Raw genomic sequence first — 16,820 nt, forward strand, 5'->3', positions numbered from 1 at the left:
CGGCTCCGCAGGCCGCGCCGGCCCCGCGCCCCCGGGCCCCGCCCCCCCCCACTGCCGTTTCAGGGGGTGGCGGAAAACCGTGCGGCCCGGCCGGGGCCGGACCGCGGTCTCACACGCAGCCGCAGGACCGCCGCACCACCAGCCGGGACGGGAACACCTTCAGCCGCTCGCGCCGCGACCCCGCGACCCGCAGCCCGTCGTCGAGTACCAGGTCCACCGCCGCGCGGGCCATCGCCGACCGGTCGGAGGCGATCGTCGTCAGCGGCGGATCCGTCAGCGCGGCTTCCTTGACGTCGTCGAAGCCGGCCACGGCCAGCTCGCCCGGCACGTCGATACGCAGCTCACGGGCGGCCCGCAGCACGCCGATCGCCTGGTCGTCCGTGGAACAGAAGATGGCGGGCGGCCGGTGGGGCCCGGCGAGCAGCTCCAGGCCGACCTGGTACGCGTCGTAGCGGTTGTAGGGCGCCTCGAAGAGACGGCCCTCGGTGGGGATGCCGGCCTCCTGCATGGCGCGCCGCCAGCCCTCGACGTGGTCCGAGACCGGGTCGCCGACGACCGGGGTCTCCGCGATGCCGCCGAGACAGGCCACGTAGTCGTAACCGTGTTCGAGCAGGTGGCGGGTGGCGAGCTGGGCGCCGCCGATGTCGTCGGTGACCACGGCCACGTCGTCGATCGCCTCGGGGCGTTCGTGCAGCAGCACGACGCGGGCGTCCCAGGCCTCGATCTCCGCGGCAGCGTTGTCATTGAGCGCGTGGCTGACGAGGATCAGGCCGGAGACCCGCATGCCGAGGAAGGCGCGCAGGTAGTGGACCTCGCGCTCGGCGATGTAGTCGGAGTTGCCGACCAGGACCATCTTCCCGCGCTCGGCCGCGGCCTGCTCGACCGCGTGCGCCATCTCGCCGAAGAACGGCTGGCGCGCGTCCGGCACGATCAGGCCTATGAGCTCGGTCCGCCGTGACGCCATGGCCTGGGCGACCCGGTCGGGCCGGTACCCCAGCTCCTTGATCGCGGCGAGAACGCGCTCGCGCGTGGCCGGGGCGACCGGCCTCGGTCCGTTGTTGATGACATAGCTGACGACGGCGGTGGAGGTACCCGCCAGTCGTGCCACATCGTCCCTCGTCACCTTGGCCACGCGCGGAGTCTACGCGGATGGACCCGCCCCTGGGCAGGGCGTACGGAGGCTTACCGGACCTCGGCCCCGGCCTCGACCGCGTGCGGGGCGCCGAGGTGCGCCGTCTCGTCCGCATCCGCCGCCTTTGGCCGGGCGGCCTTGGCCTTCGCCTCGTCCGCGGCCCGCTCCACCTTCTCGGGTGTAACGAATCGATAACCGACGTTCCGGACGGTTCCGATCAGCGACTCGTGCTCGGGGCCGAGCTTGGCCCGCAGCCGCCGTACGTGGACGTCGACCGTCCGCGTGCCGCCGAAGTAGTCGTAGCCCCAGACCTCCTGGAGCAGCTGCGCGCGGGTGAAGACCCGGCCCGGGTGCTGCGCGAGGTACTTGAGGAGCTCGAACTCCTTGAAGGTCAGGTCGAGGACCCGGCCCTTGAGCTTGGCGCTGTACGTCGCCTCGTCCACGGAGAGGTCGCCGTTGCGGATCTCCATGGGGGAGTCGTCGTTGACGATCTGCTGCCGGCCCATGGCGAGCCGCAGCCGGGCCTCGACCTCGGCCGGACCGGCGGTGTCGAGGAGAACGTCGTCGATGCCCCAGTCGGCGGTGACGGCCGCGAGACCGCCCTCCGTCACGACGAGGACGAGAGGACAGCCGGGTCCCGTCGAGCGCAGCAGCTGGCACAGGCTGCGCACCTGCGGGAGATCACGACGGCCGTCGATCAGGATGACGTCGGCACCTGGAGTGTCGACGAGGGCGGGGCCTTCCGCCGGAGCCACTCGCACGTTGTGCAGGAGCAGGCCGAGAGCGGGAAGCACCTCCGTCGACGGCTGAAGGGCATTGGTCAGGAGCAGCAGAGAACTCATCGCGCCCCACCTGCCCGGGTCGTCCTACGTTCGTGCACGGTTCGCTCGCCCATAACGTCTGGTTCCTCCTCGGTCCCTGTATGGGGGTACCTCCCACGCCCACGAGGCGGTGGGGGAGTCTGCGGCACTGCTTCCTTGCTTCTTCGTTCGTTCCCCTGCGGCGCGGCTCCCGCGTCCCGGGGAGTCGCCGTGCCTTCGTGGGCTTCGTACATCCACGGTTTCCCGTTTCGTATACAACGCTTCAGAAAGCACAAAAGGACCCGGGGGCTTCACTGCCCGAGTCCTCTGCCCAGCAGAATAGCCCACATGAGCTCAGGTCCGGCAGGTCAAGTGACGGGATCTTCCCTTCGTCCATCCCTTGAGACGGCCTCGCGCGCCCCTTTGCGGAGGTTTCTGCGCACGGTCGACGGGGTGACGATCGAAGCGGCCTACGACCCCGCGAGGGGGGCCTCCGACGACACGGAGGGGAGCCTGGCGATCGTCCTGGCGCACGGTTTCACGGGCGGTCTCGACCGTCCGCACGTGCGCCGGGTGGCCGGTGTCCTCGGCCGGGACGCGGCGGTGGTCACGTTCTCCTTCCGAGGTCACGGCGGTTCCGGCGGCCGTTCCACCGTCGGCGACCGCGAGGTGCACGATCTCGACGCCGCCGTGGCGTGGGCCCGCGAGCTGGGGCACACGCGCGTGGCCACCGTCGGCTTCTCGATGGGCGGGTCGGTGGTGCTCCGGCACGCGGCGATGCACGGGGAAGCCGGCCAGGAGCACGAGGGGCGCACGGAGGCGCGTACGGACGCCGTGGTTTCGGTGAGCGCGCCCGCCCGCTGGTACTACCGGGGCACGGCTCCCATGCGGCGGCTGCACTGGCTGGTCACCCGGCCGGCGGGACGGGTGGTGGGCCGTTACGGACTGCGGACCCGCATCCACTCCCGCGACTGGGACCCGGTACCGGCCTCGCCGGCCGAGTCGGTCCCGCTGATCGCGCCCACCCCGCTGCTGATCGTCCACGGCGACCAGGACGGCTACTTCCCCCTGGACCACCCGCGGATGCTCGCCGAGGCCTCCGGCGGCCACGCCGAACTCTGGGTGGAGCGCGGGATGGGCCACGCCGAGCACGCGGCCCGCGACGAGCTGCTGGCCCGTATCGGTGCGTGGGCGGGCACGGCCGCGGGCTAGCCTGACCGTGTCCACAGGATCCACCGACGCGTGTATCCACCGACCCACGTGCCCATGGACACACGTATCCACCGACGGCACGTACCGACCGATCCGCTGGTCCACCGGACCCGCTGGTCCACCGATTGAGGAACGACATGGCAAAGGGCACGGTGCGTTACTGGGCCGCCGCCAAGGCCGCGGCAGGTGTCGCCGAGGAGCCGTACGACGCGGGCACGCTCGCCGAGGCACTCGACGGTGCCCGCGAGCGACACCCCGGCGAACTCGTCCGCGTCCTGCGGCGCTGCTCGTTCCTCATCGACGGTGACCCCGTGGGTACCCGGGGACATGAGACGGTACCGCTGGCCGAGGGCGGCACGGTCGAGGTGCTCCCGCCGTTCGCAGGAGGGTGAGCGAGACGATGAGCAACCAGCCGTACGAGCCCCAGTTCGAGCCCCCGCACGAGGGGCACGACCCGTATCAGCAGCCTCAGCAGCAGGCCGACTGGCAGCAGCACACCCAGCAGTGGGAGGGCCGGACCTGGGAGACCCAGGCGCAGCCCACCACGCCCGCCACCGACCCGGCGTACGCGCCGCCGCGGACGCCCAGGACACCCCGGGCACCCGAGGGCAGGCAGGCGCCGCAGGGCCACCAGCAGGCCTACCCGGGGTACACGGAGCCGCAGGGCGCCGGGCACCCGCAGGGCGGCTCCCCGCACCCCCAGGCGTACGGGTACGGCGCCGCGGCCCAGCCGCTGCCCCAGGAGCCCGGCGCGCAGGGCTGGGACCACGCGCGGCCGCAGCAGCACCCCGAGGCGCCCGCGTCCGTGGCGGGGTCCGCCGCCGACGCCCCGGACGCCGAGGCGGCCCCCGGCTACGGTCCCGCGACCGTCACCGGCAACGCCCGCGTCACCGACGCCCAGCGCGCCCGCGCCGAGGGCCGCTCGCCCGTCATCGAACCCGGCATCCAGCCGGCCGGGCTCACCGCGGTGCTCGCGCTGCTGCTGGCCGGCACCGCGGCGATCGGGGAGTACGCCCTCGTCGTCCCCCTGGTGCTGCTACAGGCGGTCACCGCGGCGGGCTGGTTCCGGCTGAACGGGATGTGGCCGGCCCGGCAGGGCATCGCGCTGGCGTTCCTGGGCGCGGTGACCGCCGACGTGGCGCTGCTCGCGGCCGGCCGGGAGAACGCGCCCGCCGCGATCCTCGGCACCCTCGGGGTGTGGGTCCTGCTCACCCTCGTCCTGCAGCTGCGCAGCCACGCGGACCCGGACACCCGGATGTACGGCCTGATGGCGACCGTCGTCTCGGCGGCGCTGTCGATCATCGCGGCGGGCCACCTCGCGGCCGAGCCGGACGCGGTCACGGTGGGCGCCGTCGCGGTCGCGGTGGCGATCCTGGCCCGCGCGCTGCCGCTGCCCACCGCCGCCTCCGTGGTGGTGGCCCTGCTGGTCGCCACCGGCGCGGGATTCGTGGTCGGCGGCATGACGGACCTGGGCGGCCAGGGCGGCGGCTTCCTCGGTCTCGGCGCGGGTGTCTGCGCGCTGATCGGCCACCGGGTCGCCAGCTACGACTACCCGTCGCGCTTCGTGCACTTCACGGCCGGTGTGGCCCTCCCGCTGGCGGCGGCCGCTCCGGCGGTCTATCTGCTGGGCCGGGCGCTCGGCTAGGGCGCGTCGCGAGGCAGGGGGACTTCCGCGACACCGCCCGGAGACCCGCCGCCTTTCGTCACAGGTGATCGACAACCGCTCCGAAGGGCCCCTTGACGGGGCCCTTCGGGGTTAGGTTCGCGCTGGACGGCCATGTCGGGCCGCCCGGACACGGTCTAGGTGGGGAACCCCGAGCATGCGCGCACTGCGAATAATTCTGGTCGTCACCGTCATCCTGGGCGGGCTGTTCGTGATCGCGGACCGCGTGGCGGTCGGCTTCGCGGAGAGCAAGGCGGCGGACCGGATCAGGAGCTCCGAGGGCCTCGCCGGCACCCCCGACGTGTCCATCGAGGGCTTCCCCTTCCTCACCCAGGTGGCCGGCGGCGAACTCGACGACGTGAAGATCGGCATCAAGGACTTCGAGGCGTCCGCGGAGGGCACCAAGGGCACCGCGGGGAGCGCCGGCACCATCCGTATCGCCACCCTGAACGCCGAGATGCACGGCGTCAGCTTCAACGGCGACTACAGCTCCGCCACCGCGAACAGCGCCTCCGGCTCCGCGACCGTCTCCTACGCCGAGCTGCTCAAGGCCGCCAAGTCCCAGCCCACGCAGGTCGCCCCCGGCGTCGAGGCGCAGGTCATCGGGCTCTCCGACGGCGGGAACGGCAAGATCAAGGTCGAGGTCACGGGCACCGTCCTCGGCGCGAAGCTGCCCCAGCCGGTCTCCGTACTCAGCTCCGTCACCGTCGTCGGGGGCGACACGGTCAGGGTGCACGCGGACGCGTTGCCCAAGCTGGGCGTGGACCTCGCCGAGAACCGGATCCGCACGATCACCGACTTCGAGCAGAAGATCGACGGGCTGCCGGGCGGCATCAAGCTCGACAAGGTCGAGGCTGCCGCGAACGGTGTGGACATCTCGGTGAAGGGTTCGGACGTCAAGCTGGTCGGGTAGGACGGTTGACGGCCCCCGCTGGGGCCCCACGGTTCCGGCGGCGGTACGGAGTGGTGACCGCGCCGCGGGCCGGTCCGTACCGCGGGCGCTGCCCGGGTGCGGCGAAGCGCCGCAGGCGCGGTTGTCCGAAAGGCGAGACGGGCCCGTCCGTACGGCAGATGCGCGGCGGACGCGACGCCGGTCGCCGGGGCCCGGCGAGCGGTCGGGAGTGACGCGGGCGTGGTTTCGATGGTCATCTCATCCCACATCCCGGACGATCCCATCTCATGATGCGACACACCGGTGACATGTCCGGCTGTCCGTCCCTACGATCGGACGCATGAAGCGACAGGCGGACCTCACGAAGCGGCGGGCAGTCGACCTGTGCCGCGTCGCCGCCATGCTCTGTCGCACCTTCTAGCGGGGGCGTTCGCCCATCCGCCCTGCCCTGGCCCTTCCTCGCCAGGGACCCCCGTGCGCGCCGCGCAGCCGAGACAGGCATGACCGCGCACCCTCTCCCTAACGCACCGCCCCGCCGCAACTGCCCCGGAGGAGAACGAGCATGAGCCGCAGCGACGTCCTGGTAGACGCCGACTGGGTCCAGGCACACCTGGACGACCCGAGCGTGGCCATCGTCGAGGTCGACGAGGACACGTCCGCGTACGAGAAGAACCACATCAAGAACGCGATCCGGATCGACTGGACCAAGGACCTCCAGGACCCGGTCCGCCGAGACTTCATCGACCAGGAGGGCTTCGAGAAGCTCCTGTCGTCGAAGGGCATCGCCAACGACACCCTGGTCGTCCTCTACGGCGGCAACAACAACTGGTTCGCGTCCTACGCCTACTGGTACTTCAAGCTCTACGGCCACGAGAACGTGAAGCTCCTCGACGGCGGCCGCAAGAAGTGGGAGCTCGACTCCCGCGACCTGGTCGTCGAGGTGCCCGAGCGCGCCGCGACCGACTACAAGGCCAAGGCCCAGAACACGGCGATCCGCGCCTTCCGTGACGACGTGGTCGCCGCGATCGGCTCGCAGAACCTGGTCGACGTACGTTCGCCCGACGAGTTCAGCGGCAAGCTGCTCGCCCCGGCCCACCTTCCGCAGGAGCAGTCGCAGCGTCCGGGACACGTCCCGAGCGCCCGCAACATCCCGTGGTCGAAGAACGCCAACGACGACGGCACCTTCAAGTCCGACGACGAGCTCAAGGAGCTCTACGCCGACGAGCAGGTCGACCTCGCCAAGGACACGATCGCGTACTGCCGCATCGGTGAGCGTTCCGCGCTCACCTGGTTCGTGCTGCACGAGCTGCTCGGCGTGGAGAACGTCAAGAACTACGACGGTTCCTGGACCGAGTACGGCTCCCTGGTCGGCGTCCCGATCGAGCTCGGCGCCAACAAGTAACCCCAAGGCCTGAAGGACGGAATCGAAATATGTGTGGAGCGAAGGCCGGCGGCCCCGACGCCTCGACGATCAAGCCCGGTGAGACCACCATCCAGGGCCAGGTGACCCGCGACGGCGAGCCCGTCACCGGTTACGTGCGTCTGCTGGACTCCACCGGCGAGTTCACGGCGGAGGTCCCCACCTCCGCGACGGGCCAGTTCCGTTTCTACGCGGCCGAGGGCACCTGGACCGTACGCGCCCTGGTCCCCGGCGGCACCGCGGACCGCACGGTCGTCGCCCGGACGGGCGGCCTCGCCGAGGTCGCCATCGCCGTCTGACGGCACCCGCAGGACCTTGAACGGCTGAAGGGCCGCACTCCGGGGCGAACGCTCCGGGTGCGGCCCTTCGGTATGCCCGCACGGTCCCGCGCCGGACCGCTTCCGTGGACCTACTCTGGACGTATGTACGCACGACGGCGGCACGTGTACTTCGCCATGATGGGGACGTGCATCGGTCTCTTCGTCCTGGCCTGGGCAGTCGTGCGGATCTGGTCGATCCCCGCGGCCGTGGGGATGTGCGTGGTGGCGATGGTGATTCCGCCGCTCGCCGCGATGGTGGCCAACCGGCGTGGCCCCGAGGACCGCTGGTGGGACGACCCGTCGGGGGACCCCAAGTCCGACGAGTGGTGGGACGAGCTGGACGGGAAGAAGCGTCGCCCGTAGCGGCCCCGCGCCGCTCTCCGCAGGCTCGGCCGGCGGCGACCGCTCAGTAGACGAGCGCCTGCGTCTCGTCCGCCATGGCCTCCTGGACGAAGACCTGGGCGCCCGCGATGCGCACGCCCTGCAGCACGTCCGTCTCCGTGATGTCCCGGCGGGCCGCGCACTGCGTGCACAGCGTGATGCGGCCCGCCGCGAGGATCGAGTCGATCAGACCGGGCAGCGGAGCCGCGTGCGGAAGCTCGAAATCGGCGGCCCGCCCCGGCAGGGCGAACCACGCCGACTCCCCGGTCAGCCAGAGGGAGACATCGACGCCACTGGCCACGGCCACCGCCGCCACCGTGAACGCCTGTGAGCAGCGCTCCGGGGCATCGGACCCTGCCGTCACCTTGATCAGGAGCTTCTTCGCCATGGATGCATGGTAGTCGGCGGAGTCCGAATCGTGATCAAGGCCCTTACAACCCCGTGGCCCAGCCATGGGTCTCCTGTGCGCGCGGATACGGAATCCGTGCTTCGCGTTCTGTGGGGGGACGGGTTGGAAGTCGAGGCAGTACCTGAAACACCCGAAGCGGCCGACGCACCTGGGGAAAGACCCGGAGCGCCGCGGCCGCCCGAGGAGAAGTCCGGGCAGACGCCCGAGCAGTCGTCCGGGCAGACGCCGGAGCAGTCGTCCGAGAAGCAACCGGCCGTGCCTGACGCACCGGCCGTGCCTGACGCACCGGCCGAGCCTGACGCACCGGACGTGACCGGAGCATCCGACGCACCCGACGTCTCCGGCGCATCCGATCAGCCGGACGCAGCCGACGTCTCCGGCGTACCCGGCCCGCGTCGGCGTCGTCGGGGGCGTACGACCCTGTTGATCGCCACGGCCGCCGTGCTGGGGCTGGTCGCCGGTACCTGTGCCGGCTATCTGGTCCAGGCCGACCGTGAGCCCACCAAGCTGCCGTCGCTCTCGCAGCCCGTGGTCGCCCAGGCGCGCGGAGCGACGCCGGAGCCCCTGTCGGCCGCGCAGGACCGCCAGGTGAAGACCGACGGCGACCTGCGCAAGCTGCTGCTGAAGCGGCCGAAGGGAGCGCGGGAGGCCGAGTGGATCAGCCGCGACGGCTGGATGGACGTGGGCGAGTACGCGGAGTCGTTCGAGAAGCCGGCCGGCGCCTTCAACGACCTGGTCACGGACCAGTTCCGGCGCGCGGCCGTGACGGGCTGGAAGGAGGGCGGCACCTACAGCGTGGAGGTCAGGCTCCTCCAGTACCGCCAGGAGGAGGAGCTCGCCGCCGGTGCCGCGTCCGAGGACGGCCAGTACTGGGCGAACAAGGAGAGCGGCACGCACAGCTGGGCCATTCCCGGCACGGGGAACGGTATGGCGTACGTCGACGGCACGCCGGACAGGAAGCCCGGCTACCTGCCGATGTACGAGGCACAAGCGCACGCCTGGCGTGGTGACATCGCCATGGAGATCTGGGTCTACGACAGCAAGCCGATCCCGAAGGCGACGATCATGGATCTGGCCAAGCGGCAGATGGAGCGGCTGTGAACGAGCGATCGGCGAACCCGCCGGAGGAGTCCACTCCCACCGCCGAGCCCGAGGTGACCGCGCCGGTGTCCGCCTCCGGGCCCGAGGTGACCGCGCCGGTGTCCGCCTCCGGGCCCGAGGTGACCGCGCCGGAGCCCGCGCCGGAGCCCGCCCCGGTCAAGAAGCCCGTACGCCGTGACCGTATCGCGGCCGTCGCCGGTGCGGTCCTGCTCGTCGGGGCCGTCGTCGCGGGCAGCGCCTACACGGTGGTGACCGTCCAGGACGCCGACCGGGACCCCGGCGCGCCCACCTGGACCTTCCCCAAGGCCGCGCACGACGCCGCGAAGGCCGAGAAGCCCACGGGACTGGCCGCCGTGCTGGTGCCGTACGACAACGACGGTTTGACCCGGGGGCCCGACATGGCGGAGTTCGGCAACGACGCCTCGCTCAGCGGCCCCGAGGCCACCGCCCTGCGCAAGGAGTCGCTGCGCGAGCTGCCCCGCACCCAGCGGCGGGAGTTGGAGAAGCGCATCGACAAGCAGCACACCAAGGGCATCGCGATGCGCAGCTACCTGGTCACCGACACCTTCACGACGAAGGCCGAGTTCACGGTGAGCATCGAGCTGGCCCAGATGGAGGACAAGGCGGCGGTCCGGAACATGTCGACGTTCCAGAACGAGTTCTTCGACGCCCTCAAGATCTTCCGCACGGGGCCGAAGATCGAGGGCCACAAGAACGCCAAGTGCTTCCTTCCGCCCAAGGACAAGAAAGAGGAGCTCGACGCGATGGTCTGCTCCGCCTATCAGGGCGACGTACTGGTCAGCCTCACCGCGTACGGCGCCAAGCCACTGAACACCAAGGGCGTCGCGACGCTGTTGCGCAAGCAGCTCGACCGCATCGCCGAGCCGGGGGAGGCGGTATGACCGAGCAGACGACGTCCGTGGAGGAACAGGCCCCCGTGGTGCCCGCGCCCCCGACGGCGGACGCGCCCCCGACGGCGGACGCGCCCCCGACGACGGACGAGCCCCCGACGACGGACGAGCCCCTCGTCGAGCGGGCCGCCGAGCCGCCCCTCCACCCGCCCGTCGGACCGGCGGCCGGCGTGGCCGCCGGACCACCGGTGAAGAAGGACCGCCGCGTCCTGCGTGCCGTTCTGCGCTGGACGGCCGCGGCCGTCGTCTTCGCCGCGGTCGGCACCTCGGCCGCGTACGGGATCACCCGGATGGAGCGGACCGACGTCCCGGGTCTGGCGACGGAGTCGGACGGCCGCTGGGACTACCCGGAGATCACGCGGCCGCCGCTGCCCACCGGCAGCCCACGCCCGTTCGACGACGCGAACAAGGCCGGCACCCACTACGCCGACCTGCGCAGACTCGTGCTGTCCGCTCCGAAGGGCGCGAAGGCCGACGCGGCGCTGAGCGGCGAGGACGGCTGGCTGGCGCCGAAGACCTTCCTGGCGGAGTACGCCTCGAAGGACGACCGGGACGCCGTCGGACAGCTGCTGACCGACAACGGGCTGCGGAACATCGCCGCGCGCGGCTGGCGCATGCCGGACGGCACGCACACCCGGATCTACCTGCTGCACTTCGGTACCGCGAGCGTCGTGGACGACCTCAACGGCGTCGAGCTGACCTCCTACGGAGCCCCGCAGTACGCGGTGCGCGGCGCCGCCACCGTGTCCAGGGACGTGGAGTCCCCGGATCACGCCGGGGTCGACGAGATCACGCGTCTCTCGTACGCCGAGACCAAGCCGTACGGCGCCGAGCAGGTCCGTGAGGCGTACCTCGCGGCCGGGGACACCCTCGCCCTGATCGTGCAGTCCCGCAAGGGCGGCGCGAAGGCCGTGCCCTTCCAGCAGACGGTGGCCCTGCAGAGCCAACTGCTGGGCTGAGCCGCCAGGGCGTACCTCGCAGAGAGAGCCGGGCCCCACACGACTAGAGTGGGGTCCGGTTCTTGTACCGCCTGTCACCGCCCACCACCGCGTCACCCGAGGAGCACCCCGTGCTTGAGGCATTCTTCGAAGCCCTGCTGGTTCTGGTCTGCGTCGGCGTTCTGGCCTTCGCCGGGCTGACCGTGAAGAAGCTGTACCAGGGCCAGCGCTGACCCCGCCTCTGACGTCGACGACGAAAAGCTGCTCATGATCGAGATCCCGTCCGACCTCCACAAGGACCTGCTCCCCCTTGCCTTCCTGCTGGGCAACTGGGCCGGCGCGGGCGTCCACGACTTCCCCGGCTCCGAGAAGTGCAACTTCGGGCAGGAGGTCACCTTCAGCCACGACGGGCGCGACTTCCTCGAGTACCACTCGCACACCTGGGTGCTCGACGCCGACGGGAACAAGGTCCGGCCGCTGGAATCCGAGTCCGGCTTCTGGCGCATCGACGCCCGGCGCAAGGTCGAGGTCGTCATGACCCGCGACGACGGTGTCGTCGAGATCTGGTACGGCGACCTGGCCGAGAAGAAGCCGCAGATCGACCTGGTCACGGACGCGGTGGCACGCACCGCCGCCTCCGGTCCGTACACCGGCGGCAAGCGCCTGTACGGCTATGTGAAGAGCGACCTCATGTGGGTCGGCGAGAAGCAGACCCCCGAGGTCGAGCTGCGCCCCTACATGTCCGCGCACCTGAAGAAGGTCGTCACCCCGGAGGACGTCGAGCGCTGGGCCAAGGCCCTCCCGGACGACATGCCGGACGACGGGATCGCGTTCTTCAAGTAGGCCCGGCGCCGACCGCGCCGACCGACGCGACTCTCAAGCGATGTACAGGGAAAGTTCACGCATCTCTGATGTGGGGCCGGTAACTCTACGAGGGTGACCGGTCCCACTTTCCTTCCCGAAGTGCCCCCGAACCCACCCGTACCTGCCCCCTTGCCCGTACCTGCTCCCGTACCCGCGGCTGCTCCCGCGGCCGTACCCGTTCCCGCGGCCGCCCCCGCCCGGGTGCTCGTCGTCGACGACGAGCAGGACGTGCGCGAGCTGCTCACCGAGACCTTCCGGCTGGCCGGCTTCGCCGTGACCGCGGTCGGCACCGGCGTCGCCGCGCTGAACACCGCCTACGCCGAGACCCCCGACCTGGTCGTGCTCGACGTACGCCTCCCGGACTTCGACGGCGCGGACGTCGCCCGCATCCTGCGCGACGCCGGCCGGGAGGTCCCGGTGGTCCTCCTCCCCAAGCCCTTCAGCCTGGAGAACGTCGTGACACGCGTCAGAGAGATCCTGGCCGCCTAGACTGGGCCGCGTGGTAGGCACCGACTGGAAGAGCGATCTGCGGCAGCGCGGTTACCGGCTGACTCCGCAGCGGCAGCTTGTGCTCGAAGCCGTGGACACGCTGGAACACGCGACCCCGGACGACATCTTGGTCGAAGTGCGCAAAACGGCTTCCGGTGTCAACATCTCGACGGTCTACAGAACGCTGGAGCTGCTCGAAGAGCTGGATCTGGTCAGCCACGCGCACCTCGGGCACGGCGCACCGACCTACCACCTGGCCGACCGCCACCACCACATCCACCTGGTGTGCCGGGACTGCACGAACGTCATCGAGGCCGACATCTCGGTCGCCGCGGAGTTCACCGCGAAGCTCCGCGACACCTTCGGCTTCGAGACGGACATGAAGCACTTCGCGATCTTCGGCCGCTGCGAGGACTGCGCGGCCAAGAAGTAGGGCTTCCGGAAATGAGAAATAAATTCGGCGGCTGCCGGGTCGTAGGCTGTGTGGATATGAAGAGCCCCCTCCTGGCCCTGCCCGGCGCGGTCCCCGCCGAGGGCGTGGACGAAGACGTCGCCGCCCACTACGGCGACCTGTTCCGGGAACAGCGCGCCCTCGCCGACGGCACCGGCTTCGTGGACCTCTCGCACCGCGGCGTCATCGCCGTGACCGGCGAGGACCGGCTGAGCTGGCTGCACCTGCTGCTCACCCAGCACGTCACGGACCTCCCGGTGGGCCGTGCCACCGAGGCGCTGATCCTCTCCGCGCACGGCCACATCGAGCACGCCCTGTACCTCGTCGACGACGGCACGACGACCTGGGCCCACGTCGAGCCCGGCACCCAGGACGCGCTGATCGCGTACCTGGAGTCCATGAAGTTCTTCTACCGTGTCGAAGTCACCGACCGCACGGGCGACTTCGCGGTCGTGTATCTGCCGGCCGGTTCGATCGCCGAGGTCCCCGAGGGCGTCGTCGTCCGCGAGACCCCGTACGGGCGTGATCTCCTCCTTCCGCGCGCGGACCTGGAGGCGTACGCGGGGAAGGCCGGTCCGGTGGCCGGGCTGCTCGCCTACGAGGCGCTGCGCGTCGAACACCACCGCCCCCGGCTCGGCTTCGAGACCGACCACCGCACCATCCCGCACGAGCTGGGCTGGATCGGCAGCGCCGTGCATCTGCAGAAGGGCTGCTACCGGGGCCAGGAGACGGTCGCCCGGGTGCAGAACCTGGGCAAGCCCCCGCGCCGGCTGGTCTTCCTGCACCTGGACGGCAGCGAGGTGCACCTTCCGCCGCACGGCGCCGAACTCCGCCTGGCCGGCGACGGCCCCGACGGCCGGAAGATCGGGTTCATCACCACCGCCGTACGGCATCACGAGCTCGGCCCGATCGCACTGGCCCTGGTGAAGCGGAACGTACCGCTCGACGCACCGCTGCTCGCGGACACCACGGCCGCGGCGCAGGAAGTCGTCGTCGAGCCGCAGCCGTAGCCGTAGCCGCAGCCGTAGCCGTCACCGGTCACCCGGCGACGCCGTCGCCCCTCACCGGTCGTCGGCTCATGCCGGCGGGGTCGTCACATGTCGACGACGACGGTGAACGGGCCGTCGTTCGTCAGGGAGACGCGCATCCCGGCGCCGAAACGGCCCGTCGCCACCGTCGCGCCCAGTGCGCGCAGCTGGGCGACGACCTCGTCGACGAGGGGCTCGGCGACCTCGCCGGGGGCGGCCGCGTTCCAGGTGGGGCGGCGGCCCTTACGGGCGTCGCCGTACAGCGTGAACTGGCTGATCACGAGCAGGGGCGCGTCGATGTCACTGCATGACCTCTCGTCGGCGAGCATGCGGATCGACCAGAGTTTGCGGGCCAGTTGGGCCGCCTTCTCCTTGGTGTCGTCGTGCGTGACGCCGACGAGCACGCACAGCCCCTCGCCGTCGATCGCCCCGACCGTCTCGCCGTCCACGACGACGCTCGCGCCGTCCACCCTCTGCACCACCGCACGCATGGCGACCATCATGCCGTGCGCGGCCGAGGCCGCACCGCAGGGGCCGGGGCGAAGCCGTCCGAAGGTCCCCGTGGCGCCCTTTGGGGTTTCTTTTTTTATCCTTAACCCCCCATCTAGGTCCGATCAGGGGCACTCGGTCACATAGCGGCCACTTGGGGTGGCACGATGCGTGTGTTGCGGTGCAACCGTGGGGTGGACCGCGCCGGTTGAGGGGACGGAAGAGGCACATGAGCACACCGAGTACCGGGCAGCCGCCCGGAGTCGTGTCGTTGACCCGGACGAATCCGCGGGCGGGAGGCGGTCGCGCGGGAGTCCACCGCCCTCCCGCGCAGCGCACCGACAGCCCTCTGCCCCCGGACTCGCCCCAGCCCGATCTGACCCTGCTGCGGCTGCCGGAACTGCGGACCCTGCGGCGCGACGCCCAGCGCGACGAGGCCGACCTCAGCTATGTGCGACGGCTGCTCCAGGGCCGTATCGACATCCTGCGGGCGGAGCTGGCCCGGCGCGGGGGCCTGCGGGCACCGGACGCGGACTTGGTCCCGGGCTCGGTTTCGGCCTCGTCCTCGGGTTCGTCCTCGGGTCCGAGCCTGGTTTCGGGTGCGGGGGGACCGTCCGGGGAGCCCTCGGTCGTCGACCGGCTCCCGGAGATCCTGACGGACGCGCCGGCCCGGCACCGCTCCTCGGCCCGCCATGTGACGGTGGGCACACCGCACGGCGAGGAGTACCGCCGGCTCGCCTCCGACATGCTCTCCGAGGTGGAGCTGTCGGACCTGGAGGCCCGTACGGACGAGGAACTGGTCGAGGGAATGGGGCGGCTGGTGCGCTACGAACAGCAGGTCTCCCGGCGCCGCCAGCGACTGCAGCGGACGGCCGACGATTGCAGCGCCGAGATCGCCCGCAGGTACCGTGATGGGGAAGCACAAGTAGACGACCTGCTCATGTGACGCGGTGGCCCCCGGTGATCCCGGGGGTGAGCGGTGGTCGCTGCGGCCGCACCGGGAACCGCCCGGGCACGCGGTCGCGGCGCTCGGCCGGCGGTATCCGGGACATCCCCCGGTGCGGCGTCCCGGTCCGATCACGCGCGGGTCCCCGTCCCGGAAGGCCACCGCCGATGTCCGCCGCCCCCGCAGACCCCTCCATACCCCCGTCGTCCCCGTCGTCCCTGTCCTCCCCGTCCTCCCCCTCGGCCCCGCCGGTCCGTCCGGAGGGCGTGGCCGGTGCGGCCCCCCAGGCGTCGCGGGCGCCCCAGCCGGTACAGAGCCCTCCGGGCCCTCCCGTCCTGGCCGAGGTCGTCCGTTCGGGATTCGTCGAGGGGCACCACCGGGGCAGCCTGGTGGTGCTGGCCGCGGACGGGTCGGTCGAATGGGTACTCGGCGACGTGGACACACCGGTCTTCCCGCGTTCGTCGAACAAGCCGATGCAGGCGGCCGGGGTGCTGCGGGCCGGCCTCGACCTGAGCGGTGAACGGCTGGCCCTCGCCGCCGCCAGCCACTCCGGGGAGACCTTCCACCTCGACCTCGTGCGGAAGATGCTGGACGAGCACGGGATCAGCGCCGAGCTGCTGCAGTGCCCGCCGGATCTGCCGCTGGACCCGGTGGAGGCGGAGACCTACCTCGCGGCCGGCGGCGTGCGCGACCGGGTCACCATGAACTGCTCCGGCAAGCACGCGGCGATGCTCGCGGTGTGCGCGCAGCGGGGCTGGCCGCTGGAGTCCTACCTCGACCCCGGTCACCCCCTTCAGCAGCTCATCCACACCGTGGTCGAGGAAGCGGCGGGGGAGCCGGTGGCGGCCGTCGGCACGGACGGGTGCGGGGCGCCCTTGATGGCCCTCACCCTCACCGGGCTGGCACGGGCGTTCCGGTCCTTCGTCACCGCCGCGCCGGGTTCCGCGGAGCGGCGGGTGGCCGACGCGATGCGGACCCATCCCGAGTACGTCGCCGGTACACGGCGGCCCGACACGTGGCTGATGCGGGAGGTGCCCGGGGTGCTGTCCAAGATGGGCGCGGAGGCCGTCCAGGCGGTGGCCCTCCCCGACGGCCGCGCCTTCGCCTTCAAGATCGACGACGGTGGGGGGCGGGCGCTGGGTCCCGTCCTGGCCCGCACGCTGGCCCGGCTGGGGCTGGACGCGCCGGTGCTGTCGAGGATCGGACGCGCTCCGCTGATGGGCGGGAGCGCGGAGGTCGGCGAGATCCGCGCCACGCTCTGACCGACGGGGTCTTCTCGCCCCCGCCGCCCCGCCCCGGCCCGGGCGGGGGGGGGGGCGGGCGGCGGGCCGGCCCGGGGGCCGGCGCGGCGGGGCGCCGGCCGCCCCGCCGCCG

General features: G+C 71.7%; 21 protein-coding genes. 17 read left to right on the forward strand and 4 right to left on the reverse strand.

Features of this window, described 5'->3' with window-relative positions:
• Nucleotides 1-109: 109 nt before the first annotated feature.
• Nucleotides 110-1,132: a LacI family DNA-binding transcriptional regulator gene (locus ACFV2J_RS06745; RefSeq protein ID WP_385084909.1), complete on the reverse strand. Its 1,023-nt coding sequence runs from the start codon at nt 1,130-1,132 to the stop codon at nt 110-112.
• Between the two features lie 50 nt (nt 1,133-1,182).
• On the reverse strand, nt 1,183-1,974 hold the full coding sequence (locus tag ACFV2J_RS06750) for a response regulator transcription factor (RefSeq protein ID WP_385084911.1): 792 nt from the start codon (nt 1,972-1,974) through the stop codon (nt 1,183-1,185).
• Nucleotides 1,975-2,280: 306 nt separating this feature from the next.
• On the opposite strand from ACFV2J_RS06750, the gene ACFV2J_RS06755 reads away from it, so the two are divergent.
• The 8 genes from ACFV2J_RS06755 to ACFV2J_RS06790 all read left to right on the forward strand — a co-directional run bounded on the left by ACFV2J_RS06755 (nt 2,281) and on the right by ACFV2J_RS06790 (nt 7,802).
• On the forward strand, nt 2,281-3,144 hold the full coding sequence (locus ACFV2J_RS06755; protein ID WP_385084913.1) for an alpha/beta hydrolase family protein: 864 nt from the start codon (nt 2,281-2,283) through the stop codon (nt 3,142-3,144).
• A gap of 137 nt (nt 3,145-3,281) precedes the next feature.
• Nucleotides 3,282-3,536, forward strand: coding sequence for a MoaD/ThiS family protein (locus tag ACFV2J_RS06760; protein ID WP_168528809.1), 255 nt, complete (start codon nt 3,282-3,284; stop codon nt 3,534-3,536).
• An 8-nt stretch (nt 3,537-3,544) separates the two neighbouring features.
• Nucleotides 3,545-4,789, forward strand: a complete 1,245-nt coding sequence (locus tag ACFV2J_RS06765) for a hypothetical protein (RefSeq protein ID WP_385437564.1) — start codon at nt 3,545-3,547, stop codon at nt 4,787-4,789.
• 175 nt (nt 4,790-4,964) lie between these two features.
• Nucleotides 4,965-5,720, forward strand: coding sequence for a DUF2993 domain-containing protein (locus ACFV2J_RS06770; RefSeq protein WP_385084917.1), 756 nt, complete (start codon nt 4,965-4,967; stop codon nt 5,718-5,720).
• Nucleotides 5,721-6,039: 319 nt separating this feature from the next.
• Nucleotides 6,040-6,120 carry a putative leader peptide gene (locus ACFV2J_RS06775; protein WP_350310325.1) on the forward strand — a complete coding sequence of 27 codons (81 nt, stop codon included), beginning with the start codon at nt 6,040-6,042 and terminating at the stop codon, nt 6,118-6,120.
• Nucleotides 6,121-6,261: 141 nt separating this feature from the next.
• The gene (locus tag ACFV2J_RS06780) at nt 6,262-7,101 is read left to right on the forward strand and encodes a sulfurtransferase (protein ID WP_266700057.1); all 840 of its coding nucleotides are present in this window, start codon (nt 6,262-6,264) and stop codon (nt 7,099-7,101) included.
• A 29-nt stretch (nt 7,102-7,130) separates the two neighbouring features.
• Nucleotides 7,131-7,418, forward strand: coding sequence for a DUF1416 domain-containing protein (locus tag ACFV2J_RS06785; RefSeq protein ID WP_018527919.1), 288 nt, complete (start codon nt 7,131-7,133; stop codon nt 7,416-7,418).
• A 123-nt stretch (nt 7,419-7,541) separates the two neighbouring features.
• Nucleotides 7,542-7,802, forward strand: coding sequence for a DUF3099 domain-containing protein (locus tag ACFV2J_RS06790; protein WP_385084919.1), 261 nt, complete (start codon nt 7,542-7,544; stop codon nt 7,800-7,802).
• 43 nt (nt 7,803-7,845) lie between these two features.
• Here ACFV2J_RS06790 and ACFV2J_RS06795 read toward each other — a convergent pair whose 3' ends face one another.
• Nucleotides 7,846-8,208 carry a DsrE family protein gene (locus tag ACFV2J_RS06795; RefSeq protein WP_385084921.1) on the reverse strand — a complete coding sequence of 121 codons (363 nt, stop codon included), beginning with the start codon at nt 8,206-8,208 and terminating at the stop codon, nt 7,846-7,848.
• 330 nt (nt 8,209-8,538) lie between these two features.
• Here ACFV2J_RS06795 and ACFV2J_RS06800 point away from each other — a divergent pair, with 330 nt between their 5' ends.
• The 7 genes from ACFV2J_RS06800 to ACFV2J_RS06830 all read left to right on the forward strand — a co-directional run bounded on the left by ACFV2J_RS06800 (nt 8,539) and on the right by ACFV2J_RS06830 (nt 13,993).
• On the forward strand, nt 8,539-9,330 hold the full coding sequence (locus tag ACFV2J_RS06800; RefSeq protein WP_385084923.1) for a hypothetical protein: 792 nt from the start codon (nt 8,539-8,541) through the stop codon (nt 9,328-9,330).
• Complete coding sequence (locus ACFV2J_RS06805; protein ID WP_385084925.1) at nt 9,327-10,232, forward strand: hypothetical protein; 906 nt, start codon at nt 9,327-9,329, stop codon at nt 10,230-10,232. Before ACFV2J_RS06800 ends, ACFV2J_RS06805 begins: the two co-directional genes overlap by 4 nt.
• The gene (locus ACFV2J_RS06810) at nt 10,229-11,200 is read left to right on the forward strand and encodes a hypothetical protein (RefSeq protein WP_385437568.1); all 972 of its coding nucleotides are present in this window, start codon (nt 10,229-10,231) and stop codon (nt 11,198-11,200) included. Before ACFV2J_RS06805 ends, ACFV2J_RS06810 begins: the two co-directional genes overlap by 4 nt.
• Nucleotides 11,201-11,446: 246 nt before the next feature.
• Nucleotides 11,447-12,022 carry an FABP family protein gene (locus ACFV2J_RS06815; protein WP_385084929.1) on the forward strand — a complete coding sequence of 192 codons (576 nt, stop codon included), beginning with the start codon at nt 11,447-11,449 and terminating at the stop codon, nt 12,020-12,022.
• Between the two features lie 150 nt (nt 12,023-12,172).
• A complete protein-coding gene (locus ACFV2J_RS06820) occupies nt 12,173-12,532 on the forward strand; it encodes a response regulator transcription factor (protein WP_385084931.1) in 360 nt (119 codons plus the stop codon).
• A 10-nt stretch (nt 12,533-12,542) separates the two neighbouring features.
• A complete protein-coding gene (locus tag ACFV2J_RS06825; RefSeq protein WP_153289849.1) occupies nt 12,543-12,965 on the forward strand; it encodes a Fur family transcriptional regulator in 423 nt (140 codons plus the stop codon).
• Nucleotides 12,966-13,021: 56 nt separating this feature from the next.
• Nucleotides 13,022-13,993, forward strand: a complete 972-nt coding sequence (locus tag ACFV2J_RS06830) for a YgfZ/GcvT domain-containing protein (protein WP_385084933.1) — start codon at nt 13,022-13,024, stop codon at nt 13,991-13,993.
• Between the two features lie 83 nt (nt 13,994-14,076).
• Here ACFV2J_RS06830 and dtd read toward each other — a convergent pair whose 3' ends face one another.
• Nucleotides 14,077-14,502 (reverse strand): D-aminoacyl-tRNA deacylase, encoded by a 426-nt coding sequence (gene dtd, locus ACFV2J_RS06835; RefSeq protein WP_385084935.1) that lies wholly within the window; start codon nt 14,500-14,502, stop codon nt 14,077-14,079.
• A 227-nt stretch (nt 14,503-14,729) separates the two neighbouring features.
• Between dtd and ACFV2J_RS06840 the strand changes: the two genes are divergently transcribed.
• Together ACFV2J_RS06840 and ACFV2J_RS06845 are read left to right on the forward strand one after the other, a co-directional pair.
• Nucleotides 14,730-15,446, forward strand: a complete 717-nt coding sequence (locus ACFV2J_RS06840) for an AmfC protein (protein WP_385084937.1) — start codon at nt 14,730-14,732, stop codon at nt 15,444-15,446.
• A 167-nt stretch (nt 15,447-15,613) separates the two neighbouring features.
• Nucleotides 15,614-16,708, forward strand: coding sequence for an asparaginase (locus ACFV2J_RS06845; protein ID WP_385084939.1), 1,095 nt, complete (start codon nt 15,614-15,616; stop codon nt 16,706-16,708).
• Nucleotides 16,709-16,820: the final 112 nt, after the last annotated feature.

Source organism: Streptomyces sp. NPDC059668 (genome assembly GCF_042734135.1).
Lineage (GTDB): Bacteria > Actinomycetota > Actinomycetes > Streptomycetales > Streptomycetaceae > Streptomyces.